Source organism: Halobacillus shinanisalinarum (assembly GCF_022919835.1).
Classification (GTDB): domain Bacteria; phylum Bacillota; class Bacilli; order Bacillales; family Halobacillaceae; genus Halobacillus_A; species Halobacillus_A shinanisalinarum.
Genome location: NZ_CP095074.1, coordinates 2,766,718 through 2,785,495 on the forward strand (window position 1 = coordinate 2,766,718; position 18,778 = coordinate 2,785,495).

The 18,778-nt window shown below is 40.2% G+C and carries 19 protein-coding genes and 2 pseudogenes; 11 read left to right on the plus strand and 10 right to left on the minus strand.

Translation table 11 applies throughout. The annotated features are described in order from the left end of the window. The first annotated feature begins 27 nt into the window (after positions 1-27). The 4 genes from MUO14_RS13890 to MUO14_RS13900 all read left to right on the plus strand — a co-directional run bounded on the left by MUO14_RS13890 (position 28) and on the right by MUO14_RS13900 (position 3,289). Positions 28-645, plus strand: coding sequence for an ArsR/SmtB family transcription factor (locus tag MUO14_RS13890; protein WP_244751256.1), 618 nt, complete (start codon positions 28-30; stop codon positions 643-645). A 73-nt stretch (positions 646-718) separates the two neighbouring features. Beyond that, positions 719-1,378 (plus strand): MFS transporter, encoded by a 660-nt coding sequence (locus MUO14_RS24335; protein WP_255822116.1) that lies wholly within the window; start codon positions 719-721, stop codon positions 1,376-1,378. Next, on the plus strand, positions 1,285-1,788 hold the full coding sequence (locus MUO14_RS24340; protein ID WP_255822117.1) for an MFS transporter: 504 nt from the start codon (positions 1,285-1,287) through the stop codon (positions 1,786-1,788). Before MUO14_RS24335 ends, MUO14_RS24340 begins: the two co-directional genes overlap by 94 nt. Positions 1,789-2,059: 271 nt before the next feature. Continuing rightward, a complete protein-coding gene (locus MUO14_RS13900; RefSeq protein WP_244751257.1) occupies positions 2,060-3,289 on the plus strand; it encodes a dicarboxylate/amino acid:cation symporter in 1,230 nt (409 codons plus the stop codon). 98 nt (positions 3,290-3,387) lie between these two features. Here MUO14_RS13900 and MUO14_RS13905 read toward each other — a convergent pair whose 3' ends face one another. Together MUO14_RS13905 and MUO14_RS13910 are read right to left on the minus strand one after the other, a co-directional pair. Beyond that, complete coding sequence (locus MUO14_RS13905) at positions 3,388-4,158, minus strand: class I SAM-dependent methyltransferase (RefSeq protein WP_244751258.1); 771 nt, start codon at positions 4,156-4,158, stop codon at positions 3,388-3,390. A 161-nt stretch (positions 4,159-4,319) separates the two neighbouring features. Beyond that, complete coding sequence (locus tag MUO14_RS13910; RefSeq protein ID WP_396265577.1) at positions 4,320-5,477, minus strand: endonuclease; 1,158 nt, start codon at positions 5,475-5,477, stop codon at positions 4,320-4,322. A gap of 326 nt (positions 5,478-5,803) precedes the next feature. Between MUO14_RS13910 and MUO14_RS13915 the strand changes: the two genes are divergently transcribed. Both MUO14_RS13915 and mscL read left to right on the plus strand, forming a co-directional pair. Further along, positions 5,804-6,634, plus strand: coding sequence for an ABC transporter ATP-binding protein (locus MUO14_RS13915; RefSeq protein ID WP_244751259.1), 831 nt, complete (start codon positions 5,804-5,806; stop codon positions 6,632-6,634). Between the two features lie 133 nt (positions 6,635-6,767). Then, positions 6,768-7,250: a large conductance mechanosensitive channel protein MscL gene (mscL, locus tag MUO14_RS13920; RefSeq protein ID WP_244751260.1), complete on the plus strand. Its 483-nt coding sequence runs from the start codon at positions 6,768-6,770 to the stop codon at positions 7,248-7,250. A gap of 82 nt (positions 7,251-7,332) precedes the next feature. On the opposite strand, the gene MUO14_RS24345 is transcribed toward mscL, so the two are convergent. The 6 genes and pseudogenes from MUO14_RS24345 to MUO14_RS24355 form a co-directional block, all read right to left on the minus strand. Then, the gene (locus MUO14_RS24345; RefSeq protein ID WP_255822118.1) at positions 7,333-7,467 is read right to left on the minus strand and encodes a hypothetical protein; all 135 of its coding nucleotides are present in this window, start codon (positions 7,465-7,467) and stop codon (positions 7,333-7,335) included. Between the two features lie 183 nt (positions 7,468-7,650). After that, positions 7,651-8,112, minus strand: a complete 462-nt coding sequence (locus MUO14_RS13925; RefSeq protein WP_244751261.1) for a hypothetical protein — start codon at positions 8,110-8,112, stop codon at positions 7,651-7,653. A 21-nt stretch (positions 8,113-8,133) separates the two neighbouring features. Next, positions 8,134-8,349, minus strand: a pseudogene (locus tag MUO14_RS24350) (DUF3231 family protein); the annotation flags it as partial. A gap of 97 nt (positions 8,350-8,446) precedes the next feature. Further along, positions 8,447-8,647 carry a DUF3231 family protein gene (locus tag MUO14_RS24790; protein ID WP_396265580.1) on the minus strand — a complete coding sequence of 67 codons (201 nt, stop codon included), beginning with the start codon at positions 8,645-8,647 and terminating at the stop codon, positions 8,447-8,449. 90 nt (positions 8,648-8,737) lie between these two features. Then, positions 8,738-8,941: pseudogene (locus MUO14_RS24795) on the minus strand (DUF3231 family protein); the annotation flags it as partial. 20 nt (positions 8,942-8,961) lie between these two features. Continuing rightward, entirely contained in the window at positions 8,962-9,117 is a 156-nt protein-coding gene (locus tag MUO14_RS24355) for a DUF3231 family protein (protein ID WP_255822119.1), read from the minus strand. Between the two features lie 459 nt (positions 9,118-9,576). Between MUO14_RS24355 and MUO14_RS13940 the strand changes: the two genes are divergently transcribed. The 3 genes from MUO14_RS13940 to MUO14_RS13950 are packed head-to-tail and all read left to right on the plus strand — an operon-like array spanning position 9,577 to position 13,298. After that, entirely contained in the window at positions 9,577-11,112 is a 1,536-nt protein-coding gene (locus MUO14_RS13940) for a spore germination protein (protein ID WP_244751262.1), read from the plus strand. Further along, positions 11,105-12,211 (plus strand): GerAB/ArcD/ProY family transporter, encoded by a 1,107-nt coding sequence (locus MUO14_RS13945; RefSeq protein WP_244751263.1) that lies wholly within the window; start codon positions 11,105-11,107, stop codon positions 12,209-12,211. The genes MUO14_RS13940 and MUO14_RS13945 overlap by 8 nt, the downstream gene beginning before the upstream one ends. A gap of 1 nt (position 12,212) precedes the next feature. Then, positions 12,213-13,298, plus strand: coding sequence for a Ger(x)C family spore germination protein (locus MUO14_RS13950; protein ID WP_244751264.1), 1,086 nt, complete (start codon positions 12,213-12,215; stop codon positions 13,296-13,298). Between the two features lie 263 nt (positions 13,299-13,561). Here MUO14_RS13950 and MUO14_RS13955 read toward each other — a convergent pair whose 3' ends face one another. Beyond that, positions 13,562-13,990 carry a BrxA/BrxB family bacilliredoxin gene (locus tag MUO14_RS13955; RefSeq protein ID WP_244751265.1) on the minus strand — a complete coding sequence of 143 codons (429 nt, stop codon included), beginning with the start codon at positions 13,988-13,990 and terminating at the stop codon, positions 13,562-13,564. Positions 13,991-14,001: 11 nt separating this feature from the next. Beyond that, the gene (locus MUO14_RS13960; RefSeq protein WP_244751266.1) at positions 14,002-15,141 is read right to left on the minus strand and encodes a conserved virulence factor C family protein; all 1,140 of its coding nucleotides are present in this window, start codon (positions 15,139-15,141) and stop codon (positions 14,002-14,004) included. Positions 15,142-15,305: 164 nt separating this feature from the next. Between MUO14_RS13960 and MUO14_RS13965 the strand changes: the two genes are divergently transcribed. Together MUO14_RS13965 and MUO14_RS13970 are read left to right on the plus strand one after the other, a co-directional pair. Beyond that, complete coding sequence (locus tag MUO14_RS13965) at positions 15,306-16,001, plus strand: hypothetical protein (RefSeq protein WP_244751267.1); 696 nt, start codon at positions 15,306-15,308, stop codon at positions 15,999-16,001. Next, positions 15,932-18,736 (plus strand): SCO7613 C-terminal domain-containing membrane protein, encoded by a 2,805-nt coding sequence (locus tag MUO14_RS13970; RefSeq protein ID WP_244751268.1) that lies wholly within the window; start codon positions 15,932-15,934, stop codon positions 18,734-18,736. The genes MUO14_RS13965 and MUO14_RS13970 overlap by 70 nt, the downstream gene beginning before the upstream one ends. Positions 18,737-18,778 lie beyond the last annotated feature (42 nt).

The window sequence follows — 18,778 nt, forward strand, 5'->3', positions numbered from 1 at the left end:
AATTTTACCGTGTAAAAGGAGTTATTTATGAAAGATATACAACTGCTAACCACCCATGAACAGTTAAAGGTATTAAGTGACCCGTTTCGTTCTCAATTGCTGCTTCGATTAATGGAAAAACCAATGACAGGACAGCAGCTGTCAGAAGTTTTCAATCTATCAAGGGCGCGTATTCATTATCATTTAAAGGAGCTAGAGAAAAACGATCTCGTCCACATAGTTAAGAAAGAGGAGAAAAATGGTATTGTACAGAAGTTTTACCAGTCTGTAGCAAGCGGCTTTGTGGCCGATCGTTCATTACTACCTCATCCTGAAGAAATGAGCGAAACGGTACGGCAAATGATGATTAATATGCTTGAACGATCTCAGAAGCGAGTGTTAAGTGCACCAGAAGAAGCGCTGCACGATGAGACTGGTTCACAAGACCCCTCCGAGTGGAAGTATTTATCAGGCGCGTTTGAATTCAAGGCAACAGAGAATGATTTTAAGGCATGGTTGAAAAAATATTTTTCATTGATGGAGCAGTTGAGTGAAATTCAGAAACAAAATCCTTCACCGGACGCGAAAACTTATTATTTCCATTCGTTAGGGATTCAAGTAGATGAGCCAATATTTGAACGTAAGAAGCCTGAAGATGAAAACTGACTCAGGCTTTCTTTTTACTAATTCGGTTAAATAAAATTTACTGGGTAATTAATTTTTAAAGGGAGTGGATCAAGTGGAACAAACACAACAAGCTGTGGAATCGGTAAACGAGGGGGACTCGTTATTTAGAACGCGTTTCTTTGTGATGTTATGGGTGGCATCACTTTTTTCCAGCTTAAGTATGTCGATGTTTATGTTCGTGCAGTCCTGGTATGTAGTGCAGGGGCTGGGGCTTGAAGTGGCATTGGGGCTTGTGTTGATTTCTTTGTCAGTACCAAGGATTATATTTATGATGGTGGGCGGTGTTCTATCAGATCGCAAAGATCAGTCACGGATTATGTTTTTGTCCGATTTGTCAAGCGCGTTTCTCGCCTTGGTGCTTGTCCTGTTATTTGTGTTTGCCCAACCGGTTCCGCTTTGGGTTTTAGTGGTGAACGCCATTTTGTTTGGCACATTAGGAGGGATTTTTGAACCTGCACGCGACTCGATTTTACCTGTCGTCGTCCATCCTGAACTGCTGACCCGTGCGAACTCGATAATCCAAGGGACGATGCAGGTGGCACTTTTCTCTGGTCCGTTACTCGCCGGAATCGTACTTGGGATATCAGGGTATGGGATACTATTTTTGCTCATTGGTGTTTGTTTATTGGAGCCCTTTGTGTTCAATTTGTACGAACGAATAAACCAACGAAGGCAAAATCAGACGACTTACCGGGGTTTTGGGATCAGCTAAAAGAGGGATTTACTTACCTATGGAATTCCACCCTGCTTAAGGCGCTGTTTATTATCGCAATTGTTGTGAATTTCTTTTTATCAGGTCCGCTGTTTATGGGGCTGCCGATTTTTGTTGAAGGTTTTCTCGATGGAAGTGCACTGGATTATAGCTATGTTCAAGGAGGGTTGACGTTCGGCATGATTGTCGGGTCAATCATGATGGGTGTAATTAATCTTCGGAGAAAACGTGGCTCGTATGCTCTTTTCCTTATGGCAGCACAAGCCCTTGTCATCTTATCTTTCAGTCAAACAAACACGATTTGGCTGGCGGTTGTAATCATTATTTTTCTCGGCGTATTGAATCCTTCGGTGAACATTCCGCTTATTTCAATGATTCAAGAATATACGGATACAGACAAAATTGGCTGAGTCATGAGCCTAATTCGGATGGCATCATTTGGATTAATGCCGCTTTCCTATGCCGCTACTTCCTTCATCCTTAGTCTAGGAATTTCCATTCAAGCGATCCTTTTCTGGAGTGCTTTTCCATTAATGGTTAGCGTGTTTGTCTTATTTGTATGCTTTCCAGTCCTACGGAAAGTAGACTAAAGTTCAATTAGTTGTATCCTTTTTAAACGTGTAGTAATATAACCAACGAACTTACTAGGTTATATGAATGACAACAGAAGGAGGAAACAACATGAGTAAATTATGGAGGTCTTATCGTAATGTTTCGCTCATTTGGAAAATTGGCGTAGCATTCCTGTTAGGGATTGCTGCTGGATTTATCTTTGGTCCCTCTATAGATGTCGTGCAGCCGTTTGGCGACTTGTTCTTGCGCTTACTAAAATTCCTTATTATTCCGATGCTCTTATTCACTATCATTACAGGCTTGAACCAAACGACACCAAAACAGCTTGGTCGGATGGGCGTGAAGGTACTCGGTTTTTATATAGTAACTTCGGCACTCGCATTAACGATTGGTTTGGTTATAGCATCATGGGTTAATCCGGGAATCGGGCTATCTATCCCGAGTGGGGCAAGTGTGGAAGTCCCGGATACACCATCGTTCGTTGACATCTTGCTTGGCATTGTGCCAACAAATATGGTGACAGCCTTTACCGAACTAAACTTACTGCAAATTATTTTTATTGCGATTGCCTTTGGCTTAGCGATAGGTACAATGCGCGATTCTAGAAAACCGCAAATTCGCGGCTATGGTAAGAAACTTCATACTGCCTTTGAGGCAGGATCAGAAGCCACATTCCGCATCATGGACTGGGTTTTAGAATATGCTCCAATTGGTGTGTTTGCTTTAATCGCAACGACGATCGGGACACAGGGGGCGGATTCTCTTAATGGATTGCTTCTGTTTGTAGGTGTTGTGTATGCAGGGGTACTTATTCAATATGGACTTTACTATGTTATACTATTTTTCTTCGGAGTTTCGCTAAAGAAATTTTTTGCACATTCACGTACAGCGACGTTAACAGCCTTTGTTACTCGCAGCAGCTTAGGTACACTTCCCGTCACGATGCGTTCCGCTGAGAGACTTGGGATTAGGGAGAGGTTATACGGCTTCAGTCTGCCGTTAGGTGCTACGATGAATATGGATGGTGCTGCCATGCGTGTCGGCGTCTCCGTAGTGTTTGCTGCAAACGTAGTAGGGTTAGATTTAACGATTCCACAAATGCTTGGCATCGTACTTACGGGTACGCTAGCCTCGGTCGGTACAGCTGGAGTGCCTGGAGCGGGGTTAATTACACTTGCAACCGTTCTCGTTCAAGCTGGCCTTCCCGTAGAAGTGGTCGCTTTAATAGCTGGAGTTGATGTGCTGCTCGGTATGGCAGCGACTTCATTGAATGTAACCGGCGATCTAGTTGGAACCACGATTGTTGATAAAAGCGAAACAAAAAAACAAGTATCTTAAATATAAAGAAGAAGACCAGGTCATCCTTACATTGGATTTAATTCCAAATAATGTATAACCTGGTCTTCCTGTATTTTCTAGATGTTTCCCTCAACCGTTCATTGTTTTACAGTCATGACCATCCATTCATCGATCGAAAAATCAATCATCTCACCTTTCTTCTTCTGAAAAGCAAAATATGATTTCACGTGATCTTCTGCATTTTCAATAAAGCTTACCACTTGTTTTTTCTCTGACTCATTATCAAGTGTCCTATTAAGCCAATCTGAGAAAGGTAGGTTTTTCTTACGTTGTAATTGCTCCTTCAGCTGAAGATCGTACTTAAGAAAAAGCTTCTCCCACTCAGATATTTTCAATGCCCTGACATGGCTTGGGTCTCTCATTTTTTCTAATGTGTTATAAAAGTGATCTAGGTCATTGTTTTCCGAGGCTATATTATCAATCATTATAAAGTATCCACCCTGTTTAAGTACTCTCTGTACCTCTGAGATAAATTGATCGGGATGTGGGAAATGGTGAGGTGCAATTCTACACGTCACTACATCAAAACTGGACTGAAGAAAAGGCAATTCCTCAGCATCCGCAATCACATAATGAATATTATCGAATGATGTGAGATGGGATGCCGTATTCTCAAGCATCTTTTCTGTTAAATCAGTTGCGAACACTGTTTTCACATATGGACTTAATTGCCTGGCGACATGGCCACCACCTGTAGCAATATCCAGAACAGTCCAGGAAGAATTTGGTTTGAGCCATTGTGTAACTAAGTCCAGATCAGACTGGTTGTTGTGAACTTTGCTTTGGACATAAGCTTCATTATTTTTAGAAAAAGTTTCCTTCACACGCTGTTTCATTTTCTCAGACATTCCATCGCCTTCTTCCATTGAATTAGATAATACTATAGTAAGCTAAAGAAAAGGATAAGAGTAATACTCTATTTGAATAGAATGTGATAAGCACAACAAATCACCCTTTTATGAAAGGAAATGAATGGATGACCTGGTCTGACAAATTATGGCACATTAGATTACCAAATATGTTGTACGTACTCTGGGTGGTCGATGAAGGGATTGCGGTTTTCTTGGTAATGTGTATAAATCAGATTATTTCTATGACGCTCAAAGTCACTGACTGGATCCTCATTATGCCATTCAATTAAGGCATTAAGTTTACCGTGAAATGGATTGGAGCCATTGTTCACCTGATTGTTTAGCTGCAAATCAACCTCATCAGAGACATCCCCTTCATAGCGCACCGCCATATAGAAAAGCATCCGGGCTACATCCCCTTTAATTTCATCGCGAGGCTCCCATGAATCACTGTCGGCATAGTTTCCACCGGCTTCGTGGTGTGGATCGCCACCGTTGTCGAAATCCTTATTGCCACGGGAGCTATTTACCGTGGAATCTGTAGGACGGAGATGATGTAAATCGGTTCCAGCCCCCATTGATGTACCGAAATCACCATGGGATTTAGCCCATACATGTTCACGGTTCCAATCATCTACATCACCGCCATTTAAGTTCTCACTTTGGGATCGCCCGGTATAAAGGAGAATTACATTATTTGGATTGGCAGGGTCTTCATCAGTATTGCGGAGGGCTTCCCATGCCTCGGAGTAGGATAACTCTTCGTGGTCATCAATGATATTGTGTAAGCTTTGTTTTAAAGCCTCACCTGATAGTCCGATTGCTGGACTATAATAGTTTTCTCCTGTATCAGGGTCAGGGTCTGGTTTAGATTCTGAATCGACTCGTTCTATATTTGATAAACATTTAACTCCTGGATGGGCATAATAATCTACTAAACAGCCTTCAATTTTAATTTTTTTACCGAGTAAGTCCGGATTCGATTGAAGACCATATTGTGAACGATATTGTGAGGGGATCTGCACATAGACCATTTCGTTCGTGTTTGTTTCATTTACTGAATCGGCAATAGCGATTGCGTAGTCATCGGGGAAATTATTAGTAATAATCGAACTTGATGAAATTGGTTTACCAACCACGAATCCTTCCACAGCATGTGTTGTTCCATCCTGATCATGAATAGCCTGATCTACAGAGTAAGGGGAGGACCAATGGCCGCTTCCTGAAGCTAGGATGGTTTGAGGCAAGAGCGTTGTAACAATCATCATCATGATAAAAATAACAGACAGTTTCGATCTTAGGGCTTTTTCTTTCACATCACCACACCTTTCTAAATTTTTAATTAATTTAAGAGTACATGATCAGTGTAAAGTGAATGTGGACAGCAAGTAAATAGATAGTATGATTCTATTTAGCCCTTATAATGACGAAACAAAAGACCATCGGCCTGTGCCGGATAGTCTGATTTCTACCAAGGTACCTAGTGCTGATCTACTTAGTGTCTTAAGTGAACTTGGCGTTTGCTTCCCCCGTTATGCCTTGCATTTAAAAGAGTTATCGAATATAATTTTTAATGATAATGATTTTCATTATCGTGAATATAATCATAACAGGCTTACATATAAATAGGGAGGACTTTTGCATGGCAAAGTTAACGACTGAACATGTCGACATTGCTTATGGTGATCATCAAGTTGTGGAAGATTTGACTTTGGATATTCCTGAAAATAAAATCACGACAATTATCGGACCGAATGGGTGCGGGAAGTCGACCATATTGAAGTCACTTGCAAGGATCCAAACTGTAAATGGTGGTTTTGTGTACTTAGATGGCAAAGCGATCAAAAAAGAATCGTCTAAACAAATTGCTAAGAAAATGGGCGTCTTACCTCAATCACCTGAAGCTCCTAGCGGATTAACGGTAGCTGAGCTTGTATCCTATGGACGTTTTCCACACCAAAAAGGGTTTGGGAAATTAACGAAACATGACTATGAAATGATAAAATGGGCAATTGATATTACAGGTGTAGCTGAATTTGAGAGTCGATTTATCGATTCCTTATCCGGCGGTCAGCGCCAAAGAGTCTGGATCGCTATGGCACTAGCACAGGAAACGGAAATTCTCATATTAGATGAGCCAACTACTTACTTAGACCTGGCGCATCAGCTAGAGGTGCTTCAATTACTTGAACGTCTAAACAAAGAAGAAGGTCGGACAATCGTGATGGTGATTCATGATTTAAATCAGGCAGCTCGATTTGCTGATTATATTGTGGCTATCCATAAAGGTGAAATTATCAAAGAAGGTACACCAGAGGAAGTGATTGAGAAACGTGTGCTAAGAGACGTCTTTCATATTGATGCAGATGTCGTTACTGATCCGCGGACAAATAAGCCGGTCTGTTTGACGTATGATTTAGTACAAGAACAATCGCGTAATCATCCAGAGGAGAAAGTGGTTGCCTTTATGTGACCGATTAAAACCCTGAGCCATTATGGTTCAGGGTTTTTGTGTGGGAGTTTTCCCATTTACCGCTCTTTCTGCCTCGTCTAACATCATAGCTTGTCCCTTATTCTCATACGCTACTAGGAAGGGGGGAGAGCTATTGCAACTATTTCAGGAATTTCGTGAGTTTGCTGTGAGAGGGAATGCGGTTGATATGGGGGTGGGGGTTGTTTTAGGTGCGGCATTTGGCGGATTCATTGATTCGCTCGTTTCTGATATGTTGTTGCCGCCAATTGGGGTAATTCTCACAAAGATGAACTTTGAGAACCTCTACATTAGTTTGAGTGGGGAAACCTTTTCTTCTTTAGCTGAAGCAAAAGCTGCTGGTGCTGCAACCATTAATTACGGCTTATTCATTACTGCATCCATCCGCTTTCTACTCGTACTGTTTGCTGTCTTTCTCGTCGTTAGACAAATTAATCGTTGGAGAAAACCTCACAAAAACCCAATGGCATCCTTGATGAAGAAAGAATGCCCTTACTGCTGTATGCCCATCCCTAAACCAGCAGTGATTTGCCCAAACTGTTCGAGTACCTTAACAGAGGAAAGAATGGAAAAAACTCCACGATGGTATGTTAAGTAATTCATTTATTCCAAGATCTTGATAAAGTTTTATTGTTAAAGAGACGAGTTAGGTAACATTTACGGGGGGGGGGGGAGGGTAATCAATTATCTTCACACATGTTTTGATGTTTTTTCACGATCCAGCAAATAAATTGTAATTCATCCTCATCCAGTGGCCTATTAATTTTAGACTCAAATTCCTCGACCAATGATTGATAATGGGATTGTTGGGTCATCTTATGTCTCCTCTCGGTTGTTAATCTCGTTTGTTTATAGTACATTAGACTTATTTTAACATAGATGTCTAAAATGGTTTATTTACACATTTTATATGAAAGTTGAATCAAGTAGAAACCCCACCTCAGGTCATCCATATAATGGATGACCTGAGGTGGGGTTTATTGGAATTTTGGTTAATTTTATTGGTGTGTTCTGACTAGAATGATTTTTCTTAGTAAAAAGCCGATGACTAAGCCTGGCAATAAAAAGATAATCGGCATCCATACTGGACCCAGTATCATTCCCATAATCTTAATTTTGGATGAATAAATGAGTCCGACTGTGACAAAGTAAGCCGAAATTACAAAAGGTAGAAAAGCTAAAGGCTTCACGTCAGGATGGGAGTATTTGTAGGCATCCCAAATTCCAAACATATATACACAGGGGTAGAACATGAGCCATTGATAGTTGGTCACTTCTATGGCCTTCGTGATTTCTCCATTAAAACTAAAGATAATGGCCCTATTAAAGCTACTGCACAAGTTTATGACGATCTCTAAAACTAGAAAGGTAAGACCCTTTATTAAATCTCTGTTTAAAAATTGCCCAAATCCAGGGAAAGCGATACTCCATAAAATAGCTTCTAACTGTTTATAATGCATAAAGTTCCTCTTTAGCTTAAATTATTTCATTAGATCCGAACGGTCTGCAGCTTGAATCGGCTCCTCCAACCACCCGTTCTTAATCATGATATCTGCTCCTTCTTTAGCAAATAAGCCGATTTCTGCAGATAGCCTCTGATAATTAAATATGAGGTCGTAACGAAAACTTGCGCTCGACCCCGCTGAATAATTAGCTTGCCCAGTTGAGCTTAACATCGTCATAAGAAAAATGACTAATCGATTAGGAAAGCGGGTGTTGTTGAAGTTGTAACCAAACTACTGGATGACATAGGCGGGTAGATATCTGATTCCTTCAAGGTATTGGTAAAAGTATTCAGATGCTTTTTCGAAATTTCTTCCCCTTCTTAAGGTAGGACTTAATTTCCGGCGATTTTGTTGTTTGTGCAAAACCGGTACACAGCTTTTCACCGATAACATTCGTCTTTACGTTCTCAAGCAGATGCGAGATTTCTACTGTATTCAATGATCTTTTCTTAAACGGATTTAAGTATTTTTTTCCTTGCACGTACTCCACCTCATCTTGGACATTAACCTGGGGTGCACGGACATATAAATCTTCAGATAGCGATGTGTCTATACAGTGATTAAATAAATCAATCGTTTTTCAAGTGGTTTCACTTAGGAAGTCTCTAACATCTTTTCTTACCGAAGATCCTAAAGAAAGTCCATTAGCAGCTACTCCGGCTTTCCCTATATGTTCAATAAATGCGAGCATAAAGGCATCTGTAAAAAGTTTCGATGAGTTAAGGTCAACATCTTGCTCATTGAAGCCGTTCGGGGCAGGGGATCCGTCCTCTTCTAATAAGCGTCTGCTCTCCTCAGCGGTATTTACAGAATCGTTAACGTTTCTTCAACAATAGATTTAATTTGTTCATTTTCTACTGTTTCTAAAAGATATTTTAATACTTGATCAACCATACTATTTTGAACGTACTGTGTCCAAAGCACTCCAAGTTCATTAGAAGTTAAACGTAGCTTATCCAAAACGACCCTAGTTTTTACATGGTTTCAACTATCTTTGCCTAACCAACTATTATTATTCTAGGTGCATTGATGAGCTACCAAATCTCATCTTCTGTATCCTTTCTTTTGCTTATCCTAACCTCTTCTCTATAAAGAAGGATGAAAGGTATTATCATAATCCAAAGTATATAGGTGAACAGAAAAAACTTCGCCAACCCATCCATAAAAAAAAATACAGATATAAAAAAAGATAGGATTAAACCCAGTGGACTTACATATATAAGAATCTGGAGCACGATATTTCCTCCCTCTTCACTAAGTCCCCATTATCCTCTCCTAAAAAGTATAATTTATAACCTTTATGTAAAGGATAAAAGTTAATCGAGTCGCTATTTTATAGGTAAATCATTAAGAACAAACGTGTTCATACAATCAAAATAGTCTACTACCTTTGTATATTGTATGATAAGGAGCTTTCTAATGTTTAATTGGACGAAAAAAAAGAAGGGGAAAGACAAGGAAAGTTATCAACCACAAGGGATGCTAAAACAAGAGGGTCAAAACCCAGAGGCATCGTTTCAGGACTTATATGAAATGATGAAACAGTCCAAGGATTTTGTTATTTATCAACACAGCGGTCGGACGAGCTGTGTTCTTTCCTATTATAAGACATTAAGTGGTTCAAAATTTATGAATGAATTGGTTTTGCCTATCTTAAAAAAACATGCATTATTTTCTTTAGAAGATATAAAAGAAAGACTGCCTGTTGAAAATGTTTATATTACGAGGCAGTTAACAAAAGTAAAAGAAAAAATTACACGCGGGTATATTGTGATTCAAATGCAGGAAGGCGAGGAGGAAGCGCTTCTAATTCCCGCAACCAAAAATAAAAGCCGAAACATTAGTATCCCTGAAGTGGAATTTAGTGTTGTAGGGCCTAAGGAAGCGTTTGTTGAGTCATTAGACACGAACATCAATCTTATTCGTAAACGCTTGCCAATACCAGAATTAACGATGAGAGAAGTATCTGTTGGCAAACTAACAAAAACACGTGTTGCGGTGGTTTACATTGATGAGGTTGCAAACAAGGAAAACGTGAATACAGTTATGCAGCGATTAAATGATATTCAATACGATCAGATTATTGATAGTTCATTTATCACCCAAATGATAGCGGATAATTCGAGTTCCCCCTTCCCACAATTTCTAGATACAGAAAGACCTGACCGTGTTGTAGGGACCCTTGTAGAAGGGAAAATTGCGGTGGTTGTAGATGGCTCGCCTCATGCCCTTGTCTGCCCAACAACAATCGTTGAGTTTTTCTCATCCTCGGATGATTACTTTTTACCTTGGCATTTAGCGACAGTATTCCGTTTAATTCGCCTGTGTGCTATCTTATTTTCCGTACTTAGTACACCGCTATACGTCGCGGTATTAACCTATCATCATGAGATGATACCACAGGAGTTATTAGCAACGATTATTTCTTCAAGGGCCGATATTCCTTTCCCTCCTATTCTTGAGGTTATTATTCTTGAATTAACGATCGAATTGCTCAGAGAAGCGGGGGCGCGGCTGCCAACCAAGATCGGCCAAACGATTGGTATTGTTGGCGGTATTGTTATTGGGACTGCTGCAGTTGAAGCAGGTATGACAAGTAATGTGTTGTTAATTATTGTCGCATTAGCGGCGCTTGCCTCGTTTACTACGCCTGTGTATCAAATTGGTAACACGGTCCGTCTTGTGCGGTTTCCGTTTATCATCGGGGCGCAAATGTGGGGATTAATCGGTGTTACGATGTGTATGGCATTCTTTATCGGTCATTTGATGAATTTACAGTCTATAGGGAGACCTTTTTTTGCTCCCTTGTATCCACTAAGATTTAATGATTTAAAGGATGCATTTATTCGTTTGCCTTTTAACAAACAGAAGAAAAGACCTATGCAAACTCGTCCGGTTCATTCAACCCGTTTTGACCCAAACCGTATCAAGGGAAAGAGGGATATTGATGAATAATATAACACCCTTCAAGGAAGGGCTCTCTGTACCTGAAAGTTCTTTAGTTACACCCACCTATGTCTTTTTTTTAATCCATGCCATGCAGGTGGGGGTCGGTATCCTTGGATTTGAAACCTATATTTCCAAGTATGCAGGTTTTGATGCTTGGATTTCGATATTATTCGGTGGTTTATGTATTCATATTCTATTATGGATGATTTACCATATCCTTCAAGACAGTAAAGGAGATATTGTGTCAGTTCACAAGAATATCTTCGGTAAATATATCGGAGGTTTTCTCAGTCTACTTTTTAGCATCTATTTTCTTCTGCTGACTCTTACCGTTCTAAGGACATTTATAGAGGTTATTGAAGTATGGATCTTTCCGGAGTTGCAACTCTGGCTTTTCTCGTGTGCATCCATATTACTTATCTATTATTTCGTAGTAAGTGGGTTTCGGGTTGTAACCGGTATGTGCTTAATTAGTGTTATCTTGGGTCTTCCGATTTTATTGCTTAAATTTTACCCGATCTTAGAAGGTGATGTAAGCAGTCTTTATCCTGTTGTTGATCACAGTGTTTCAGAGCTGATCGCTGCTACAAAACAAAGTGTTTTAAGTTTTCTCGGTATTGAATTACTGTTGATTTTCTATCCTTTTATCAAGAATCCGCATGCCTCTAAAAAATGGGCACATTTCGGAGTGTTTTTTACGGTTTTAATCTATTTAATCACAGCGATTACTTCTTTTGTTTATTTCAGTGAAGGACAACTCGAGTACGTCATTTGGGGGACGATTACCCTATGGAAAATTGTCGAGTTTCCCTTTGTTGAACGTTTCGAGTACATCGGTATAGCTATGTGGTTTTATGTAGTGTTACCAAACATAGCTTTGGCCTTGTGGGGGGCATCCCGTATACCAAAACGTGTGTTTAAGGTAAAACAAAGGTATGTTCTTTGGTTATTTTGTGCGATCCTTTTGGTTGCGAGCGGGTTGTTAAAGACCCGACATACCATTGATACACTCAACAGTTTTACAAGTCAAGTTGGCCTTTATGTTTTGTTATACATCCCAGTCTTGTTCTGTCTCTCGAAGATTATCAATAAAGTGAGGAATTGAAATGAAATATAAGTGGTTATTTTCCCTATTAGTTGCCTCCTCAATGGTACTTACCAGCTGTATGCCCAATGATAGTATAGAAGATGTGGCCATCGTTCAACTTGCCGGATACGATTATATTGATGAAAATCAAATTAAAGGGACGTTTGCTGTTGCCCAGTACACTAAGGGTGAACAAAAGGCAGCAGCTACGGAAATATATTTAACAAGTACAGCAGATACAGCGAAAAATATTCATGCTAATCTACAGACAAAATCATCTAAACCAATATCAACAGGGAAAATGTCCATTGCGCTATTTAATGAAGAACTTGCAAAACAAGATATTTCCAAATTTATTGATTCCTTAACTCGTGATCCAAGAATTGGGAGAGACATCTTTCTTGCGGTTGTAAATGGCGAAGCACAGGGGATGATTGAAGGGAAATATGAACAAAACGAGACAACGGCAAGATATATAATGGGGATTATAGAGCACAACATGAAGAGGAACTTTCCAAACACCAACTTACACAGTTTTTTACATTCTTACTATGGGAATGGAGTTGACGGGTTTCTCCCTTATCTGAAAAAATCAAAGGACTTTATAAAAATGGAAGGGATCGCCTTTTTAGATGATTCGAGATTAGCCCTTACCATTCCTTACTCAAAAAGTTTGTTCTTTAAGATGATGAAAGAGAAAGTAAGTGAAGGAGTACAAGAAATCCAGTTCCAAGGTGATGGGATTATGATAGAAAGTATCAATTCAAAAGTGGAATATTATATAGAAGGTGGAACTGAAAACCCCAAATTTCTAATAGATATTCGTGTGACAGGAGTCTTAAATGAAATTTCTAACTTGGAGGATAGTTCAAATCCCAAGCGAATACACAAAATGGAAAAGGAATTTAATGAAATTTTTGAGAAACAATGTCTTGCACTGATTCAACAATTCCAGGAAAACAATATTGATCCCCTAGGTCTTGGCAGCATATTAGATAACCGCAGTAGGAATTTTGATGTGAAGGCTTGGAATGATAAATACCCTGATACACCTGTGGATGTAAAGGTGACAATGGATATTACTGAAACGGGGATCTCATCATAAAAAACAGACACAATTCAGAGGGTGAATTGTGTCTGTTTTTGTCTAACCTTATTTTACATACTTTTCGAAAAAATTCTCCCAGTTTGGTCGAGTTCCGTCCACATCTGTGAAGTGGAAGATCTCAGGTAACTGCCACATGTGATTAAACAGATGATTTTATATTATCACAGTAAAAAACATTTCCCGGGAAATATCGACGTAACTTAACAAGTTTTTTTAAAAATTAAAGCCGCTACATAAAAGGTGACGGCACAGCAAAAGCTTTAGCAATGTTCGTTATAAGCAGAGGTTAAATTACTTACAATTTCTTCGACGTCATGATCTTCAATTTCTTCTCGAGGAATAAAATGAAGGACTTGCCCATCTTTTAATAAAGCCATAGATGGGGAGGAAGGTTCATAGCCTTCTAAATAATCGCGCATACGGCTTGTCGCTTCACGATCCTGTCCAGCAAATACAGTCACTAGGTGTTCCGGTCTTTTCTCATTAACGAGTGATTCTCTAGCGGAAGGACGGGCTAGTCCTGCTGCACAACCACATACAGAATTGACTACGACAAGGGCCGTTCCCTTTGTTGAACTGATGAACTCATCGACAGATTCAGGGGTTGTTAATTCAGAAAAGCCTGCTTGTGTTAGCTCGTCTCTCATTGGTTGAGATATTTCTTTCATATACGCTTCATATGGGTTCATATATAAGCCTCCTATTGTTTTTGTTTAGTAGCTTGTGTCATCTGGTGCCAGACGGAACCTTTTGCTGTTTCGCCGCCTTCAATTCGTTCAATCGCCATATTGATTTGCATGCGTACTTCAAACTCAGGATCCTTGGATGCCTCTTTTAAAGCAGGAAGAGCTGTTTCATCCCCGAGTTCATAAAGGAACATAGCCGCACGCCATCTGACTAATCGGTTGCTGTCAGACAGTGATTCGATCATTTCAGGCATGGCTTCTTTAAAGCCGAGATCAGATAAGCAATCCCCAGCAGTTCTCCGTACTGTTACGGTTTTGTCCTTTAAAGCCTTGTAAAGGTAAGGAAGGGTTTCCGCTTCTTCAATCATGCCTAAGTAAGCCGTAGCTAAACGTCTTATCGAAGCTTTGGGATCACCCAACGCTTTGTCTAATACGGGTAAATCCTCTATTGTTGGATCCATTCGGTCAAGGGCGGCATACCGGACTTTCCAATCTTGGTCATTCAGTACTTCTATAGAAACTTTTTGTTTGGGAACTGCCTCGGTTTCACTCGTATCTTCTTCAGCAGCAAGCTTTACAAGGGTCTTCAATCGGTTCGTATCGTAACTGGCTGCGAGTTCTTCTTTGACTTGTTCTCCTATTTCATAGGGATCGCCATAGCGTGGGTTTTGTTCGACCCATTTTCGCTCCATAATCATGTTTGGAGAAGCAGGGGCCGCTTCCATCGCTGCTTCCATGAATATATCAGGCAGGCCGATACGTTTCTCATCATCGCCATCTTCGAGTTTCACTTGCATCGGAATACCGCGGAACATTTGGACAAACACTTTTACCTCGCCAAAAGAATCATCAGGTGTCTCCTGGTTGTTTTGAGAAGCAACATCAGACGTTTCTTCCGAACCAAAAATTGAACGGACTGCAGGTAAGATGCCTTCCCAACTTACTTTTGGGTGCCGTTCTAAAGCGATGAAGTCCGTAACATGATAGAGTCCTTTAACACCTTCAATGTCAAAAAGCTGTGCAATGAAGTCAGGAGCTGATTCCAAATTACTCCCCTGTTTATAGTTACGGGTCTCCCCGCTTGGTAATTCTTCATTCAAGTTAATTTTCATTGAGTTAGGGCTGGGCGTCGGCTCTATGGACACAATCTTCATTCTCATTCCCCCTCATTGTATTCATTAAGTTAATTTTATCAAAGAACGATGGTTACTTCCATTGTTAGGCACATAGGGTAAAGTAGGGGGGAAAACAGGTTGATATTCCTATATCAGGAATGTAATATTACACTTAGAAAAGAATGGAAAAGGGGGAGAAGTAGATGGAGGAGCTATCTCGCCAGCAACTTGATGCCGCGTTTCGTAAAGAGTTGAGGGATCTGAGGGAAGAACAATACATAACGAGAGATGAATATAGGCGATTAACTGAGGCACATAATCGACATGTGAAGAACCAGCAGGTTGCAAGTGAACCAGCTATTAAACAAGAAACCGTATCACAAGAGAAAGCTCCTGATGAGAGCCAGCTACAGCCAAAAACGAAGCTTGTTAAGGAGCATAAACCTAAGAAAGTGCGTACCAAAGAACAAGTACGAGAACGGAATATCACTTGGTCTTTGATTCTTGGTGTTGTCCTTTTACTAATTAGCGGATTAGTTGTAGCGACAAGCCAATGGGATCAAATGAGTTCAGTAATGAAGGTGTTTTCGATCTCATTCGTCTCACTGTTTTTCTTAGGTTTAAGCTTGATTTCAAGAAAATATTTACGTATTGAACAGACGGCATTCGCCTTTCTGACACTTGGAAGTATGCTTGTGCCAATTGTTATTCTGGCAATTGGTTACTTTGAGCTTCTCGGAAATTACTTATCTCTTTATGGCGAAGGCAGATACATATTGGGGTTAATAGGGCAGCGCTTCCGCTCCCACTATATATTAGAAATGCCTATATGCACCGTTCCCGCCTATTCGTATGGATTTCATTTATTTCCATCTCGCTTACAGTTGGGTTTGGTTTAAGGGCTCTAGAGTTATCAGTAGACGCCTTTTACCTTTTGCTGATGGTGTTTAATGCTGTTTTATTAGTACTTTACCATCAATATAAAGAAAGGAAGCGGCTTCAGCTTTTCATGAAAGAAGTCCCGTTATATACACAGGCAAACTTAATTTTATCGACCTTGCTCATGTTGGTACTTTTTGAAAATGAACTGTTTTACAGTTTCAACTTACTACTGACAGCAGGCCTTTACATGGCAATGGTGTTTGTCTACAAGACAAGGGAGTACCAGTTTGTCTTTTCTACACTGGTTGCTTACGGAATATATCAGTTAGTTGAACACTCAGCGCTAGAGACTGTTGATTTTGTCGTGTATGGCGCGGCCGGATTGTTGTACATTGGATTCGCGTACGCCTGGAGAAGCCATACATTTGTAAGTAGGATGTTCATGTATATGAGTGGGTTAATCTCTTTTTTCGCCTTTATTTATGTGAGTTATAAAGGGATTCTTATCCAAGCGGAAGATGGCTCATTGTTGCTGTTTCTATCCTACCTCATTGTTGCACTTAACTATGGTGTGCTTTCCTATCTTGTTAAACAGCAGGTCTTTCAATACTTAACACCAGTGTTTATTTTTGCTGCTGCCTGGCAGTTATGGTTGGTAGTGGATAGTGATTTTGCGAGTATGGAGTTGTTCCTGTTTGCGGTAGCGAGTGCAGTATTGCTTTACCTTGGCCTCTGGGCTAAGCATCACTGGTTCCTGCCCATTAAAGAAAGTAGCTTTTATACGTCCATTGTTATTATGATCCTTTGCATTGGTTTTGCAGCTCAGACGAATCAATATAGTGAAACCGCTGCTATGTTGTTTACGTTTGGAGTATGGGCCTATTTGGCATTTAAGAAATCACATGTAAAGGAAGTAATGGATACGGCCGTTTGGGTCCAACCTCTAAGTTGGTTTGCGGCACTGGTTACTGTTTATTTCATTCTTGTTGAACATATTGCTGGGTTACGAAGTGTTTATGGAGAAACTGCTCATTTTGCTTGTGCTGGACTGCTGCTATTAGCTATCAGTGAAGCTTTTAGGAGGGCGAAGGAAGAAGATTTTTCGATGTCGACGTTTTATATCGGGCAGTCTTCATACGCGTTAGCCATTTTCTTTTTATTAAATGGTACAGGTGTTGAAGCTGATTGGATGCGTGCTGTTATTCTTGCTGCAGGGATAGCTGTGTTTACGTGGCTAGTTCTCCGGTCAGGTATATCACAACTTTGGATCGTCGTTTCACTCACTGTGCTGGCCTTTTATGTGTCATTGCTTCCGTTGCTGGAATTACATGGGTTACCAGACATTTTAATGTTTATGATCGCCGCCCCGGTGCTACTCATTTCCATCGGTTCTTTAGGCGGTAAGAAATGGCCAGATATGAATCCGTATTTCTTTTGGCTTGCCCATGGATCGATGGTTATTCTTACGGCTATCATTTTGCTGGAACAAACTATTTCCATGAGACTGACCCCATTTATCCTAATGGTCCCGATTGCCGTCTATGTTTATAGCAGTTTAGTGAAAAAGCGGGAGTGGCAAGTGAAAGTCTTTCTCTATGCTAGCTTCACGACTCTTTTCTTCCTGATTACCAATATAGGTGGCCATTATGACTTGTTTCAAGCGATTCCAGCCCCCTATTCAATTATGATAACAAGTGTAATTCTTTCGCTCACTTGGCTATCATTGCCTGTGGTGTGGAGAAGAAGGGTTGAGTGGTATCTCATCCCGTTTTCGCTTATTGGGATGTACAGTATTATTTATAAGCCTGATTTACTGCAAGTAGTAGAGATAGTCCCAATCCTAGCTTACGTGGCACTTACTGTTTTTTTTATCTTGTATAGAAAATGGTCATGGGTCAACGTTCTTCCATTACTAGCAATCCTGTGTATGTGGGAAGAATACCGTATGATTATTGACCGTCAAGTGATGCTCGTGTTGTTAATGATCAGTTTTGTCGTGCTTGTTGTAATTGGCCGGGTTATGTACAGTCACTTAGTTGAAAAGAAGAAGGACTCTATCATCTTAGACAGCTTTACATGGGTGGCCTTGCTTTACAGTCCGTTTTTGTTCACCTTTTTGCAGGAGAATACGACAGTATGGCTTCAAATTGTTCCGTACCTGTTACTAAGTGTGTGGTTTATATTAAACCGACTGAGGTGGGGCACTCAAATGGCTGCAGCCATCTTTGAAACGTTAAGTGTACTCACTATCTACCCGGCTTATTTACTTGTTATTTATGAGTATCGTGACTTATGGAGCGATTTGATACAAGCGGAATTGGAGGTCCTTCCGCTTATAGGTGTAATGATTTTTCTGCAGAAGCAAACGTGGTCAGATTATAGACAAATCATGAAACGTATTCAGTTGAGTTTACTGTTAGGGATCTCAGCCTATTTAGTCGTTGATGCTATTTTCAGTCATACCATCTGGGATGCATGGATTATTGGCAGCCTGTCTTTGATTTCTATGGTTGTCGGTATGCAGCTGCGTATCAAATCTTACTTTTTCGTAGGGATGGGTGTATTGATATTCAACGTTATCTATCAAACGCGTCCGTATTGGGGTAATATGCCATGGTGGGTTTACTTGCTCGTAGCGGGGCTTTTGCTCATAGGCATTGCAAGCTACAACGAATGGCAAAAGCAACAAGGCCACAATCCGGTCGGGAGAAAGCTCAAACAGCTCCAGGCTTCGTTAGGAAGATGGGATTAATAGTAGGTTGAATAAGTTTTTCGTAAAAAATAGTAATTTTTT

Excerpts from the sequence above, each read along its gene's own strand:
- MUO14_RS13950 (WP_244751264.1), top strand. The coding sequence starts at position 12,213 with ATGAAATATAAGTGGTTATTTTCCCTATTAGTTGCCTCCTCAATGGTA.
- MUO14_RS13970 (WP_244751268.1), top strand. The coding sequence starts at position 15,932 with ATGCACCGTTCCCGCCTATTCGTATGGATTTCATTTATTTCCATCTCG.
- MUO14_RS13900 (WP_244751257.1), top strand. The coding sequence starts at position 2,060 with ATGAGTAAATTATGGAGGTCTTATCGTAATGTTTCGCTCATTTGGAAA.
- MUO14_RS13890 (WP_244751256.1), top strand. The coding sequence starts at position 28 with ATGAAAGATATACAACTGCTAACCACCCATGAACAGTTAAAGGTATTA.
- MUO14_RS13945 (WP_244751263.1), top strand. The coding sequence starts at position 11,105 with ATGAATAATATAACACCCTTCAAGGAAGGGCTCTCTGTACCTGAAAGT.
- MUO14_RS13925 (WP_244751261.1), bottom strand. The coding sequence starts at position 8,112 with ATGCATTATAAACAGTTAGAAGCTATTTTATGGAGTATCGCTTTCCCT.
- MUO14_RS13905 (WP_244751258.1), bottom strand. The coding sequence starts at position 4,158 with ATGTCTGAGAAAATGAAACAGCGTGTGAAGGAAACTTTTTCTAAAAAT.
- MUO14_RS13965 (WP_244751267.1), top strand. The coding sequence starts at position 15,306 with ATGGAGGAGCTATCTCGCCAGCAACTTGATGCCGCGTTTCGTAAAGAG.
- MUO14_RS13960 (WP_244751266.1), bottom strand. The coding sequence starts at position 15,141 with ATGAAGATTGTGTCCATAGAGCCGACGCCCAGCCCTAACTCAATGAAA.
- MUO14_RS13940 (WP_244751262.1), top strand. The coding sequence starts at position 9,577 with ATGTTTAATTGGACGAAAAAAAAGAAGGGGAAAGACAAGGAAAGTTAT.
- MUO14_RS24345 (WP_255822118.1), bottom strand. The coding sequence starts at position 7,467 with ATGACCCAACAATCCCATTATCAATCATTGGTCGAGGAATTTGAGTCT.
- MUO14_RS13955 (WP_244751265.1), bottom strand. The coding sequence starts at position 13,990 with ATGAACCCATATGAAGCGTATATGAAAGAAATATCTCAACCAATGAGA.
- MUO14_RS13915 (WP_244751259.1), top strand. The coding sequence starts at position 5,804 with ATGGCAAAGTTAACGACTGAACATGTCGACATTGCTTATGGTGATCAT.